This window comes from Halomicrobium sp. HArcht1-1 (assembly GCF_058933285.1).
This window is the reverse complement of the sequence record NZ_JBZYDL010000004.1, coordinates 120,946-133,577: the sequence shown is the minus strand read 5'-3', so window position 1 is coordinate 133,577 and position 12,632 is coordinate 120,946. Positions and strand designations below refer to the sequence as shown.

Genomic DNA, 12,632 nt, shown 5'->3' with positions numbered 1-12,632 from the left:
ATGCACGTCCACAGATTCGAACGCATCTGGCTGGTGGGATCGCTGCTGTTGATCGCTCTGTTCGTCGCGACGGTGACCTACGGGGCCGTCGGCGCTGGCTACGGGATGGTCGACGCCGAGGGTGGACAGGTCGACGGGACCAACCCTACTGCGAGCGAGAACTTCCGCGAACCTGGCGTCTACAACGGGAGCGAAGACGGTCACTACGACGTCTACGTGCGGACACAGCGGTTCCTGTTCGTCCCCGGAACGAACGAACCCATCCGCGTACCGGCCAACAGTACCGTGACCTTCCACGTGACCAGCAGCGACGTCCTCCACGGCTTCGAGGTCGTCGGCACGAACATCAACACGATGACCGTTCCGGGACAGAAGGCGACGGTCACGGCCGAGTTCGACGAGCCGGCCGAGTACGGTATCGTCTGTAACGAGTACTGTGGCAGCGGCCACCACACGATGGAGGGATCACTGCAGGTGGTCCCACCCTCGGAGTTCAACGAGACGAGTGAGGTGCAGTAACGATGGCACACGCACACGACGACCCGACCGGCGAGAACCGAGCACAGTCCGAGCTGACTGCCAGCAATCGCGTCGCCTTCGTCGACCAGTATCCCACCGCGGCACGCGTGACGCGACTGTGCTTTGGCGTCTCGTTTACCGCCCTGTTGATCGGTGCGGTGCTCGGGATCGTCCAGGCGCTGCACCGGACGAACGTCTTCCGGGGCGTGATCAGCTCGGTCGACTACTACACGGTGCTGACCGGCCACGGCGTCTTGCTCGCGCTGTTCTTTACGATCTTCTTCCTCTCTGGGGTCTTCTCCTGGGGCGTCGCCCGGAGTCTCGGCCGCGACCTCCTCTCGCGGCGCTTCTCGCTGTTCTGGTTCGGGCTCCAACTCGCCGGTGCCGCCGGGGTCGCCCTGGCCATCTTCGGCGGCTTCGTCGGGGAGATCCCGTTCGAGGCAGACGTGCTCTACACCTTCTACGCGCCCCTGCAGGCCCATCCGCTGTTCTACGCCGGACTGGCGGCGTGGCTCGTCGGCACGTGGCTCGCGGGTGCCGACTGGATCCGCCTGTACCTCCACTGGCGGCGTGACAACGGCGGTGAGCGGATCCCACTCCAGACGTTCATGGTGTTGACGACGACGCTGATGTGGTACATCGCCACCATCGGGGTCGCCGTCGAGGTGCTCGTGTTCCTCCTGCCGCTCTCGCTGGGGCTGCTCGACAGCGTCGATCCGCTGCTCACTCGGACGCTGTTCTGGTACTTCGGCCACCCGGTCGTCTACTTCTGGCTCATGCCGGCGTACTTCGCGTGGTACACGATCCTGCCCAAGCTCGCCGGTGGCCGACTGTTCAGCGACCCGCTCGCACGCGTCGTGTTCGTCCTCTTCTTGATCCTCTCGACGCCCGTCGGGTTCCACCACCAGTACGCGGACCCCGGGATCGCGGAAGGGTTCAAGTTCGTCGCGATGACCAACACGATGTTCCTGTTGCTCCCGAGCTTCCTCACCGCGTTTACCGCCGTCGCGAGCATCGAGTACGGCGCGCGACAGCGCGGCGGGAAGGGCTACCTTCGCTGGATGACCGCCCTGCCGTGGTCGAACCCGGCCTTCGCCGGGTGTGCGCTCGCTGGCCTGATGTTCGCCGCGGGCGGATTCTCCGGCATCGTCAACGCGGGCATGAACATCAACTCGCTGATCCACAACACGCTGTGGGTGCCGGGCCACTTCCACCTCACCGTCGGGACGGCCAGCGCGCTGACGATGATGGCGATCAGCTACTGGCTGTACCCACAGGTCACGGGCAAGCGCCTCCAGTTCTACGGCCTCGCACAGATCCAGCCCTACGTCTGGTTCATCGGGATGGCCCTGATGTCGAACGCGATGCACCGGGCGGGGCTGGCCGGCGTCCCGCGCCGGACCGCCGAGCCACAGTACCAGCAGTTCTCCTTCGATGCGGTCTTCGGATCGGTCCCGGAGATGCGGTTGCAGATCGCGGCCGGCGCTTTGCTGCTGACGATCGGTGCCCTGCTGTTCGTCGCCGTGATGGTGGGCACCTGGCTCGCAGAGCGTGGCCGCGGACGGCTCCGCGTCGACAGTCACCTCCCCGAACCGATCTCCGGGGTCTCGGACAGTCCGCGCGTGCTGGACAACATGAAACTGTGGGTCGTCGTGGCCGTCGTGCTCGTGGCCATCGCCTACGGCTTCCCGATCTACTCGATGCTGGCAGACGGGGCCTTCAATCCGGCTGTTCCGCCGGTCCCCGTCTGATCTGGGACCCTCTCGGCCGATCCGCCGTCACGTCGACGAGAGGAAGGCGTCGACCAGTTCCGCCTCGGCTCGCCTGAGTCGGTACGAGACGGTCGAGCGGGGCTCGTCGAGGCGCGACGCGACCGCTTCTAGCGTCGTTTCCCGCGGCGTCTCGTAGTACCCCATCTCCGCTGCGAGTTCGAGCACACGGCGCTGTTCGGGGCGCAGTGACAGCGAAGCCAGCGGGTCCGTCGGGGGCGTCGTGACCGTTTCGAGGTGTTCGAACCGGAAGGTAATTCCCTCCATGAGCTTCCCGCCGATCGTGTCGTAGAGCAGCCCGACCCGCTCGTCGGTCTGCATCAGGACGCGCCAGCGCTCCTCTGTCCCTCGGCGCGTGACTTCGATGAGGACCGCACCCGGCAGATAGCGGTTCGCGACCAGCGAGACGGAGTCACAGCTGCTCGCGTCGACGACGTGTGTGTACACCGTCGCGTGGCCGGCCGAGGACGCGAGCACCTCGCTGTGGCGATCGCCCCCACAGCGCTTGTCGCTGATCGAGAACCCGCCGTACTCGTCGCTCGTGAGCAGCCCGGTCGCTCGCTCGACGGACTCCGGGCCACCGCTGATCCGATCCAGCCGCCAGAACTCGCTGTCGGTCATCGGACAGATCAGCGTCGTCGCGTGCATCTCGGGAGCGTCGATGAACACGTCCATCACGGCGTCGGCCCCCTCCGCGTAGTTCAGTGTGAAGACGAACTCCCGCATCTAGCTGCACTGATTCCCCGAGGGGCCAGTCTCTTTCGGTCTCTCTGTCGACGGGTGGTTGTCCTGAGCCAACGGAGGATTCACGTAGTCGAGTCCCCGACGGTGAGGTATGAGCGATACGGGCACTGGTGAACAGTCGATGCCGTGGTTTCTCAAGACGATCATCCTCGTCGCGATTCTCGTAGTGCTTTTCATCGTCGCCATCGACCTGCTGACCTTCGCGGGCGCGCTGTAACCGCCGTCGGAGCGGCCGTGTACCGGCGTTTCCGTCGGCATCGTCCCCGCGCCACTCACGGCATCGTCAGTTGCATTCGGCTCCAGTCCTGAGAGCCAGTGATGAGCGACGGGCCGACGGCGGTGACACCCGACGACGTGCCGACGACGACGAACGGCTGTGTCGTCTGGCACCGCCGCAATCTCCGGACGACGGACCACGGTGCGCTCTCGTACGCGAGCGAGGAGTACGACACCGTCTTGCCGCTGTTCGTCTTCGACCCACAGTTCTACGGTGACGACGGACTCGCCTGCGACGCCAGACTCCAGTACCTCCACGAGTCCGTCGAGAGTCTCCGTCGACTGTACGAGGCCGTCGGGGGGACGCTCAGCTACGCCCACGGTGATCCGCTGTCGGTGCTCTCGACTCTGGCAGCGGCCGGCTGGGACGTCGTCGCGACGGCCGACCCGACCGCACGCTACGGCCGCCAGCGAGACGACCGGGCCGCAGCACACTGCGACGTACGCTTCGTCGACAGTGACGGGCTGGTTCGTGACCAGGCGTGGCCGCGTGAGGGGTGGAGCGACCACGTCGAGGCGTGGTTCGAGTCGTCCCCGTACTGCTGGGACCCCGACGACGTTTCGTTCGCCTCGCTGCCGGAGACGGTGTCAGTCGCCGATATCGAGCGTACGTACGACATCCACTCGGCGAAGACGACGGTCCCTCCCGGCGGCCGAGCGGCGGGAGCCAGACGACTCCGACAGTTCGTCGCAGACATCGAGCAGTATCCCGGCAACATCTCCGCGCCGACGGACGCACGGACCGGTACGAGCGGGCTCTCGCCGTCCCTCCGGTTCGGATCGCTGTCGGTACGCGAAGTCTACCAGTACGTGATGGACAACGCACCGTCGTGTGCCGGCCGAGAGATGTTCGTCTCCCGACTCTACTGGAACAAGCACTACCACCAGAAACTGGAAGACTGGAGCGGCTGGACGACGACGGCGGTCAACCCCGCAATGCGCGACTGTCGAGCGGAGTCACACGACCCGGAGCTGGTGACCGCCTGGAAGCAGGGTACCACCGGCTTTCCCATGGTCGACGCGTCCATGCGGTGTCTCGTCGAGACCGGGTGGCTCAACTTCCGGATGCGAGCGATGTGTGCCAGCGTCTTCGCCGACCTGTTCCAGCAACCCTGGCAGATCGGCGCGGACTTCTATTACTACCACCTGATCGACGCCGATCCGGCGATAAACTACACCCAGTGGCAGTCACAGGCCGGCACAGTCGGGACGAACCTCATGCGCATCTACAACCCGATCAAACAGGTGCGTGACAACGATCCCGACGGCACGTTCGTCTCGACGTACGTTCCGGAACTGGCCCCACTCCCGACCGAGCATCTCCCACGCCCCGAAAAGACCCCGCTCCACGTTCAGGAAGCGTGTGGCGTCGAGATCGGCACCGACTACCCGTACCCGGTCGTCGAGTACGAGGCCGCCAGACAGCGCGCGATCGAACGCTACGAACGTCTCGAACCGGCCGCCCGTCAGGCCCTCGAAGAGCCGGGGGTCGCTCGGCGAGCGTCACTGTCCTCGCAGCCACGGCCTCCGGACGGGTCGGACGACACCTCGACGGCGACCGACGAGAGCCCACAGCAGCGCGGCCTGGACGCGTACACGGAGACGGACCGGGAGTGATACTGCCGGCTGTCACTTCGTGACGAGCTTCGCCACCCCGGGGTGGCGAAATCGGTCACAGATGTACAGCCGGTAGTATGAGCGACAGAGCCAGTTCGGCCAGCACGTCGGCGTGTGGACGGTCGGGGACGACTTGACGCCGTCTCCAGCGACGGTTTTCTGGCTCGGAAAAAGAGCGTCCGGGGTTATGTCGTCGGGCGTCTTCTGCCCATCCATGGGTGTCCTCCAAGCACTCCAACGTACGCCCGGCGCACTCAAGCGTGCCCCTGGGCTGTTGGTCCCCCAACTGATCGTGTTCGTCCTGTTGCTCCCCCAGCTGCTGTTGCAGTCGGCAGCGCCGCTCCTCTCCTCGCTGGTCTCGCTGGGCGTCTCCGGCATCTTCCTCGTCGTGACGCCCTTCATCCAGGGTGGGATGTTCGGCATGGCCGACGAGGCACTGCGAGGCCGTAGTTCGCTGTCGCGGTTCTTCGCCGACGGGAAGTCGAACTACGTGCAGTTGCTGATCGCCTACGTCCTCCTACTGGTCGTCAACGGCGTGCTCGGCGTCGTCGCCGTGTTCGCTGGCGTCGGTGCGTTGCTGGGACACGGCACCACCGGACTGGTGCTCCTCGCCGTCGTCGCCGTCGTCGGCCTCCTGTATCTCCTCGTGACGTTCTTCGTCCAGTTCTACGGACAAGCCATCGTCGTCGACGGGGAGTCTGCGATCGCTGCGTTCGCGCGCAGCTACCGCGTCGTCCGGGCGAACCTGCTCGGAACGATCGGCTATCTGGCGATCGCGGTGCTCGTCGGCGGCGTGGCGGGCGGGCTCTACGGCGGCCTGTCGGTGCTGGCGATGCCCGACGCTGCGGCGTACGGCTTGCCGGCACTCTCGACCCCGCTGCTCGTCGTCGTCGGCCTCCTGGCAGCGGTCGTCGGGAGCCTCGTCTCGGCGTTCTCGTTGACGTTCTCCGTCGCGGTCTACGACGAGTTCACCGCCTGATACTGCCGGCAGTGACGCCGTCACGGGTCTGCCACTTCGAGTGGCGAATTTCTGGCAGCGAGGATCTCGTACTGTCGTTCTCGTTCTTTCGGACCACTCGGTACAGCGAAATGATACATTCAAAATCTGACATTAGGTCCTTTCCTCGGTCTCTGATCGCATCTCAATTCCGACGGTCCTGCGACATAGTAACGTGTCTATGGGGATCACGGAGTGTCATGGATACGTCGATACACATGTTAGTAACTGCTCACGAAACAAGTAAAGGTGCACACAATTCCAAACTAATCTCCATCCAGACGTTCTAACGTACGTCTCATAGATTCAATAATCGACTGTTTCCACTCCCGTAATTCGTGTTTCATTCGAGTCGATTGAGAGGCCTCCTTATCAATGAGGTTGTTCTGTTCGGCAGGATCGTTCTCCAAATTGTATAAATGAAGCCCATCCCCGCGCTTTATATATTTCCAGTTACCGTCAAGCCACGCGATCTCTCCGAGAGGCTCGTTTCGTTCCAGACGGTCAAGCGCAGTCCGGATAACATCGACTGTTGATCTGTCTATTTCTGACTTGAATGTACCATTACCGTTCTGAGCTTCACGCATCTCAGAAAGAATCTCGGCAGAATTGAGCCCTTCTCCGGGGATATTTTCGGCAATCCAGAAGCCAACTGGTTCGTCACGTTCTGTTTGTTCTTCATGAATATGTGGTAAGAGACTGATCCCGTCGAGTGGTCGATCAGGTGGTCTGCGATCTAACAGATCAATAACCGTGGGAACGATATCGGCGGTCGTGACAATCATATCGCTCTGACGACTGTTCGGGATTTCAGCGGGCCACTCAATGATGCCTGGGACTCGGATCCCTCCCTCATATAAGCTCGTCTTCGCCCCCGTGTGGTTGGCATAATCATCGTGCTTTGCCAGTGAGCCATTGTCCGATGTAAACCAAAGTAACGTATTGTCCTGAATACCCCATCGCGAAAGATTTCGCCGGAGTACGCCCATAGCTCGGTCTATAGCCGTGATCTCACCGTAGAATCCCCCCTCAGGTTGTTCCGGGTATATCTCTTGTATATCCTCTGGGACCTCGTATGGATTGTGCGGATTTGCCGTCCAGATTACCGAAAGAAAGGGCTCTCCATCCTCGACGGCACGGTTCATGAATTCGAGTGCTCGCTCGACGGTAACCATCGCACTCTCTCCGGAAAACTGTTGCACTGTCCCGTCGACACATAACATTGGATCGTTGTCGTAGAAGTTGGGAGCGACAGCCCATTTGTCGAAACCGATACTCCCCGGATTGTTTCTAGAGCCTTCCTGAATCGGACCGAGATGCCACTTGCCGAACATCCCTGTCCGGTAGCCCGCTTCGGAACAGATCTCTGGCAGTGTCTTCTCGGTCGGTGTGAGTCGATGGCCGAAATTGAACGCTCCCATCCGATTTGGCTGTCGACCAGTGAGAACAGCGGCTCTGGTCGGTGTACAAACACAACTAGTCGAATACGCTCGATTGAATAAAAGAGAGGTTTCAGCCATCTCGTCTAGAACGGGTGTTTTAATCGGGCTCCGTGGGTAATATCCAATATCATCGTAGCCCTGGTCGTCAGTCATGAAGATGATTATATTGGGTGGACCCTCGGTCACAGTCTTTGACGGGGCACTGCTTCGCGGTGCTTGACAACCGGCAACTGTCGGGGATACTGATGCGGTCGCAGCAAGGAATGTACGCCGGGTTGGCTTCAGCTTCTCACGTGTGGCTGAATGATCAGACATTGTCACTTCCTGATGATTAAGTGCCCCAATTAATAGTTCCGGTGGAGGCCAACTTTCGTCGTGGTACGACGAGCTTTGCGCCTCACGGTAGGTTCGAAACGATCGAAAAGTATGCGATTTCTTTGATCTACCCCATTTATTCGCCGGATAGTCTCCAGCCTTCTATCCGAATAATTCCTGCACCGTCTAGTTCGCATCTCGACAGAGACCGCACTCCGATGGGTTGAAAATAACATCCTGAGAACCACACTCTGACAGCGTTCGAATCTGTGCCAGCCATCGTGTCGGCTCTCCACGCCGCCGAGTCAGGTGCGGCGGTACAGAGAGTAGAGGATGGTGACGAGGCCGACGACCTCGATCGTCCTGGTGAGAATCGGGACGTAGTAGCTGTAGACGATCGGCCCGAAGCCGAGGACAGTCCCGGCGGACGTGACGACCAACGAGACCACGAAGGGGACGACCGTGAGCAAGACCAGTCCGACCGCGAGCAACAGCATCGGCTGGCTGTCGTTGCGGCGGTACCCACGATACGCCTGGAACACGATCGCGAAGCTGAGTACCAGGCCAAGCAGCGTCACCGCCAGTAACGCGAGGTAGTGTACGTACAGTCCCGTGCTGCCGGTTTGTATCATGTTAGATCCCCTCCCAGAGGTTGGTAAAGCGGTCGGCGGGGTCCTCGGGTTCGCCCGCGTCGATGGTCACCGAGAGCTCTCCCTCGTCGAGTTCGACGGTGAGTCGATCGAGACACGCCTCGAAGACACTGTAGTGGTGGCCGTTCTGTCGCACTTTCGTCTGTTCGACGAGCAGGTCACACTCGACGAGCCGTTCGGTCCGCCGGTAGATCGTCGGCAAGGACGCGTCACATCGGTCGCTCAACGCTTTAGCTGACATCGGTTCGACACTCGTCTGAGTAAGGATCTCCCGTGCGTACTCGTCGTCGAGGAGTGCGAAGATATCCTCGTCGGCGGGACCCTCACTCACGGTCGGCCCTTCTGGACGGACCAAGTAATAGCTACCACTTCTTTTCCGGGTCGGAAAATCGGGTTGCGTTCATACTGCCGGTCGTCCGTCTGTGACGCTCTCGCCACGCTGGACGGATCTGTGTCGGATACGCTCCCGTCAGTCGACTTCGCCGACACGGGGACACTCCGTAGAATTGAACTCAGGAGGTGACAAATCCCACGTATGGCCCTCCACGTTCGACAGACGATCACCGGTGGTCTCGCACGTGCGCTCTCGCGAAACGGTGCTCTCCTCGTGGCGACGTTCTTCGCTGCGAGCCTCCTCCAGGGCGCGTTCATGTGGGTGCTGGCGACGACGTACATTCCCCTCGGCACGAGCGGAGCGATGACACCGGCCGGCGCGCCGGCACCCGGGACGGCGCTCCCAGCGTTGGCGTCGGCGGGCGCTGCGCTGCTGGGTGGACTCACCGGCGGGATACTCACGGTCCCCATCCAGGTCGTCGCCGTTCGTGCGCTCGTCGACGACGGGCGCGACCACATCCCCGAACAGCTTGTCTTTCGGTCCCTCGGCTGGGCGACGCTGCGGCTGTTCGTCGCCTCCCTGTTGAAGATGGTTGCCGTGTTCGTCCTGACGATACTCAGTATGATCGCCGTCTTTCTGGCGGCGATCGGGGTTTTCCTGGTGCTACCGGAATCACTACAGACGACAGTCGTCGGTTCGTGGTACGTGCCGCTGCTCCTGGTCCCAGCCTTCCTGCTGGCCGCCCTTCCGGTCGCTGTCGTCGTCGTAGTGTTCGCTTTCGTCGACCACGAAATCGTCGTCCGGGACGCGTCGGTCCCGTCGGCGTTCGTTCGGAGCTGGCGCGTCGTCGCCGGCAACCGACTGCGACTGGGGCTCGCACTCGTCGTTCCCTACGCGGTGAACATGGTCTTCAGCCTGCTCTTCGGACAGCTCACGCCCGACGTGACGTTCCAGTCGCCGATGTTCCTGGCCAGCCAGGCGATCTTCTCGCTGGAGTCTGCGGTGGTCTCGATCGTCGTCCTCGGTATCACGGTTCAGGCGTGGGTCCAGCTGACGGGTGTCGACGGCCCGCTCGAAGCCTACTGGAACGCGAGCGACACGGAGTCGAGTCCGGCTCCAGACGGCGCGGCGACGGACGCGATCGAGTGACCGCGGCTCCGTTCTCGACGGTATCCGAGGAATTTCGGCAACGCCTCGATCAGTTACGACACTGAGACATCGAAACGAGCGCCCGACGACCGTGACCGACTCCTCGAATAGATCTTCACAACTGCTACAATATTGCTGCCGGATGCAGTCGACATTCTCCGACAGCTATCACGCTGTATTGTCGTACCGTCGAAACGTCGCTGCCCTCTCGTTCGGTTGTGTGGAAAAAGCGGCCAACACCGTCGCGCTTCCCGGCGTCACCTCGTTCGTCGTCGCCGCTCTCGCTCGCCGCGGCGCGAGGTCGACGGCGAAAGAGTTTTTCTGAGTGGGCCCAATATTCCACAGGAATGACGCTCCCTATCGACCCGACACAGATCGACCCCGACGACATCGGCGAGGCCCAGACGACGCTGGAGATGGACCACGAAGACGCCGTCGAACACGTCCGCGAGGTGTTCACGGCTGCGGGCTTCGGCATTCCGGTCGAGTTCTCGCCGTCGGAGATGCTCAACGAGAAGGTCGACGCGGACCGGGACCCCTACTACGTCCTCGGTGCCTGCAACCCGGCCGTCGCGGATCGAGCGCTCGACGCGACCGACAACCGACTGGGCGCGCTCATGCCCTGCAACGTCGTCGTCTGGGAGGAAGCGCCCGGCCGACAGCGCGTCTACCACGTCTCGATCATGCGTCTCGCGCGCCTGGTCGGCATGGCTCCCGACGACGACGTGATGGCCGACATCGTCGCCGACACCGGAGAGATGGTCGACGAAGCCTTCGAGAACCTCTGAGATGGGGTTTCACACCTTCGACGCCGCGCGGGCGGACAAGCTGGAGGACGCGGCCCGCCGGTACCGCGCGCTCTCTGCCGAGGAACTGCTCTGGGCGCTGTCGCTGGACGGCGACGACGTGATCGCGGACCTCGGCAGCGGGACCGGCTTCTACACCGACGACGCTGCCGCCATCGCCGACACGGTGTACGCCGTCGACGTACAGAGCGAGATGCACGACTACTACCGGGAGAAGGGCGTTCCAGACAACGTCGAACTGGTGACCAGCGGCGTCGCCGACCTCCCGCTGGCGACCGACGCTCTCGACGCCGCGTTCTCGACGATGACGTACCACGAATTCGCGGACGAGACTGCCCTCACGGAGATCGCGCGGGTGCTGACCGACGGCGGGCGACTCGTCGTCGCCGACTGGGCGGCCAGTGGCAGCGGCGACGCCGGTCCGCCCCTCGACGAGCGCTTTACCGCGTCGCAGACGACCGACGCACTCCGAGACGCCGGCTTCACCATCGAACACGACGCCGTTCGCCCGGAGACGTTCCTCGTGATCGCCACGAGACAGTAGGCCGCCATTCTTTCCAGTAGCTATTTTCGAACAGCCCAACACGTGCCCAGTGATGTCGCCTCCGTCCCGCCGTGATGCCCTCCGACTCGCCGGTCTCGCCGGTGTGAGTGCACTCGCTGGCTGTCGTTCGGTGACGCCGTGGAGCGGACCGAACGAACAACCGCCACGATCGGTCGGTACGTCCTGGTCGCCGTCGGCTGAGACGTGGCGCTTTCCCCACGGCGACCTTCGAAACACGGCGAGTTCTCCTCACGGAGTACAGACCGCTCCGAGCGTCGCCTGGCAGGATTCTTTCGACGGCGGCCGCTCGACGACACCAACCGGTGCTATCGTCGCTGCAACGCCGGAGCGGGTGATTACCGCACGGCGGTTCGGTAGCGAGGTCCAACTGCACGCCGAAGACGCGACCGACGGCACGCGTCGGTGGAGCCGATGGATCGTCTATCCACCCGACGGTCGGACGCCGACGTTCGGCGGTCTCGTCGATGGAACCGTCTACGTGACCGACGGCGGCACCGACGTCGTCGCCGTCGATGCGAGTGACGGCACAGTTCGCTGGCGTCGCTCGCTCTACGACCGCGTCGCCGACAGCGTTCCCGAGAAATACCTCTCTGTCGCTGGTTCACCGGCGGAATTTGCAGCCCGCGCACTGGCGACGCCGGAGATCGTGTACGTCCAGAGCAGCTACGGCGTCCACGGAATCGCGCCCCGCGATGGAACCGAGCAGTGGCGGTTGTACCTGGGCGCACACCACGACGCCGACGCGCTCGAAGAACCTCGTGGCCTGGCAGTGGCTGATCGACGAATCTGGGCGGTTTACGATGGCACCGTCCAGTCGCTGTTCACCATCGAGCTGTCGGACGGGCAACCCGAGATCGAGCGGGTCCCCTCGCCGCTGCAGTCTCCGTCGAGGCCAGTGGTACCCGGATATCGGGATGCCGTCTTCACGCACGATATCGTGTGGGCGTCGAAGCCACAGGAGACGCTGGCAGTCGGGACGACCGACGAGGGGGCCGAGTGGGAGTTTCCCGGACACACGGGTTCGGGCGGGGTGGCGTACTCGTCGCTGGCGACCGACGGCGAGCGGGTGTTCGTCTGTGTGAGCCACGAACAGCAGGACCGATTGCTCGTGTTCGCCTTGCACGCGTCGACGGGCAAACTGGACTGGCTCTTCCGTGAGCCGCTGGCCGATCGAGACGCATCTCCGAGTGATAGTGGGGAATTCAGGCTCTGCCGGCCCGCCGTGACCGGTGACTGTCTCGTCGTGGGATATGGGACCCTCCCGGAGACAGCGGCTGGGCGGGGCGAAATCGTCGCGATTTCGCGGACAGACGGGCGCGTCTGCTGGCGAACCTCTCTCCGGCTCGCGCCGTGTTCGGTGTCGATGACCAGCGCTCGACTCTTCGTCACGGGTCGACAGGGGGGCGTCGTCGCTCTCACCGAAGAGTCCGGATAGCCGTTCCAGGCACC

The 12,632-nt window shown here is 63.0% G+C and carries 14 protein-coding genes; 9 read left to right on the top strand and 5 right to left on the bottom strand.

Features of this window, described 5'->3' with window-relative positions; all coding sequences use genetic code 11:
• Entirely contained in the window at nucleotides 1-519 is a 519-nt protein-coding gene (locus AC5FRZ_RS17180; protein ID WP_153555088.1) for a cupredoxin domain-containing protein, read from the top strand.
• Nucleotides 520-521: 2 nt separating this feature from the next.
• Entirely contained in the window at nucleotides 522-2,270 is a 1,749-nt protein-coding gene (locus tag AC5FRZ_RS17175) for a b(o/a)3-type cytochrome-c oxidase subunit 1 (RefSeq protein ID WP_493565230.1), read from the top strand.
• Between the two features lie 27 nt (nucleotides 2,271-2,297).
• Here the strand turns inward: AC5FRZ_RS17175 and AC5FRZ_RS17170 are convergent, their stop codons facing one another.
• The gene (locus AC5FRZ_RS17170; RefSeq protein ID WP_493565229.1) at nucleotides 2,298-3,014 is read right to left on the bottom strand and encodes a helix-turn-helix domain-containing protein; all 717 of its coding nucleotides are present in this window, start codon (nucleotides 3,012-3,014) and stop codon (nucleotides 2,298-2,300) included.
• A 109-nt stretch (nucleotides 3,015-3,123) separates the two neighbouring features.
• On the opposite strand from AC5FRZ_RS17170, the gene AC5FRZ_RS17165 reads away from it, so the two are divergent.
• Both AC5FRZ_RS17165 and AC5FRZ_RS17160 read left to right on the top strand, forming a co-directional pair.
• A complete protein-coding gene (locus AC5FRZ_RS17165; RefSeq protein ID WP_018258893.1) occupies nucleotides 3,124-3,249 on the top strand; it encodes a hypothetical protein in 126 nt (41 codons plus the stop codon).
• A 101-nt stretch (nucleotides 3,250-3,350) separates the two neighbouring features.
• Nucleotides 3,351-4,925, top strand: a complete 1,575-nt coding sequence (locus AC5FRZ_RS17160; RefSeq protein ID WP_493565228.1) for an FAD-binding domain-containing protein — start codon at nucleotides 3,351-3,353, stop codon at nucleotides 4,923-4,925.
• A gap of 12 nt (nucleotides 4,926-4,937) precedes the next feature.
• Here AC5FRZ_RS17160 and AC5FRZ_RS17155 read toward each other — a convergent pair whose 3' ends face one another.
• The gene (locus tag AC5FRZ_RS17155) at nucleotides 4,938-5,141 is read right to left on the bottom strand and encodes a hypothetical protein (protein ID WP_372480889.1); all 204 of its coding nucleotides are present in this window, start codon (nucleotides 5,139-5,141) and stop codon (nucleotides 4,938-4,940) included.
• On the opposite strand from AC5FRZ_RS17155, the gene AC5FRZ_RS17150 reads away from it, so the two are divergent.
• Nucleotides 5,140-5,904 carry a DUF7847 domain-containing protein gene (locus AC5FRZ_RS17150; RefSeq protein WP_206039103.1) on the top strand — a complete coding sequence of 255 codons (765 nt, stop codon included), beginning with the start codon at nucleotides 5,140-5,142 and terminating at the stop codon, nucleotides 5,902-5,904. The two genes, AC5FRZ_RS17155 and AC5FRZ_RS17150, sit on opposite strands and share 2 nt — an antisense overlap.
• A gap of 284 nt (nucleotides 5,905-6,188) precedes the next feature.
• On the opposite strand, the gene AC5FRZ_RS17145 is transcribed toward AC5FRZ_RS17150, so the two are convergent.
• The 3 genes from AC5FRZ_RS17145 to AC5FRZ_RS17135 form a co-directional block, all read right to left on the bottom strand.
• Nucleotides 6,189-7,679, bottom strand: coding sequence for a sulfatase family protein (locus tag AC5FRZ_RS17145; RefSeq protein WP_493565227.1), 1,491 nt, complete (start codon nucleotides 7,677-7,679; stop codon nucleotides 6,189-6,191).
• 305 nt (nucleotides 7,680-7,984) lie between these two features.
• Nucleotides 7,985-8,311 carry a DUF7521 family protein gene (locus tag AC5FRZ_RS17140; protein WP_153555091.1) on the bottom strand — a complete coding sequence of 109 codons (327 nt, stop codon included), beginning with the start codon at nucleotides 8,309-8,311 and terminating at the stop codon, nucleotides 7,985-7,987.
• A gap of 1 nt (nucleotide 8,312) precedes the next feature.
• Nucleotides 8,313-8,660, bottom strand: coding sequence for a winged helix-turn-helix domain-containing protein (locus tag AC5FRZ_RS17135; protein WP_153555092.1), 348 nt, complete (start codon nucleotides 8,658-8,660; stop codon nucleotides 8,313-8,315).
• Nucleotides 8,661-8,864: 204 nt separating this feature from the next.
• On the opposite strand from AC5FRZ_RS17135, the gene AC5FRZ_RS17130 reads away from it, so the two are divergent.
• From AC5FRZ_RS17130 to AC5FRZ_RS17115, 4 genes are all read left to right on the top strand, one after another.
• Nucleotides 8,865-9,812: a DUF7847 domain-containing protein gene (locus AC5FRZ_RS17130; protein ID WP_170092876.1), complete on the top strand. Its 948-nt coding sequence runs from the start codon at nucleotides 8,865-8,867 to the stop codon at nucleotides 9,810-9,812.
• A gap of 347 nt (nucleotides 9,813-10,159) precedes the next feature.
• Nucleotides 10,160-10,600: a DUF302 domain-containing protein gene (locus tag AC5FRZ_RS17125; RefSeq protein ID WP_170092875.1), complete on the top strand. Its 441-nt coding sequence runs from the start codon at nucleotides 10,160-10,162 to the stop codon at nucleotides 10,598-10,600.
• A gap of 1 nt (nucleotide 10,601) precedes the next feature.
• On the top strand, nucleotides 10,602-11,162 hold the full coding sequence (locus AC5FRZ_RS17120; protein WP_493565226.1) for a class I SAM-dependent methyltransferase: 561 nt from the start codon (nucleotides 10,602-10,604) through the stop codon (nucleotides 11,160-11,162).
• Between the two features lie 352 nt (nucleotides 11,163-11,514).
• On the top strand, nucleotides 11,515-12,618 hold the full coding sequence (locus AC5FRZ_RS17115) for an outer membrane protein assembly factor BamB family protein (RefSeq protein ID WP_493565225.1): 1,104 nt from the start codon (nucleotides 11,515-11,517) through the stop codon (nucleotides 12,616-12,618).
• The last annotated feature ends 14 nt before the right edge of the window (nucleotides 12,619-12,632 follow it).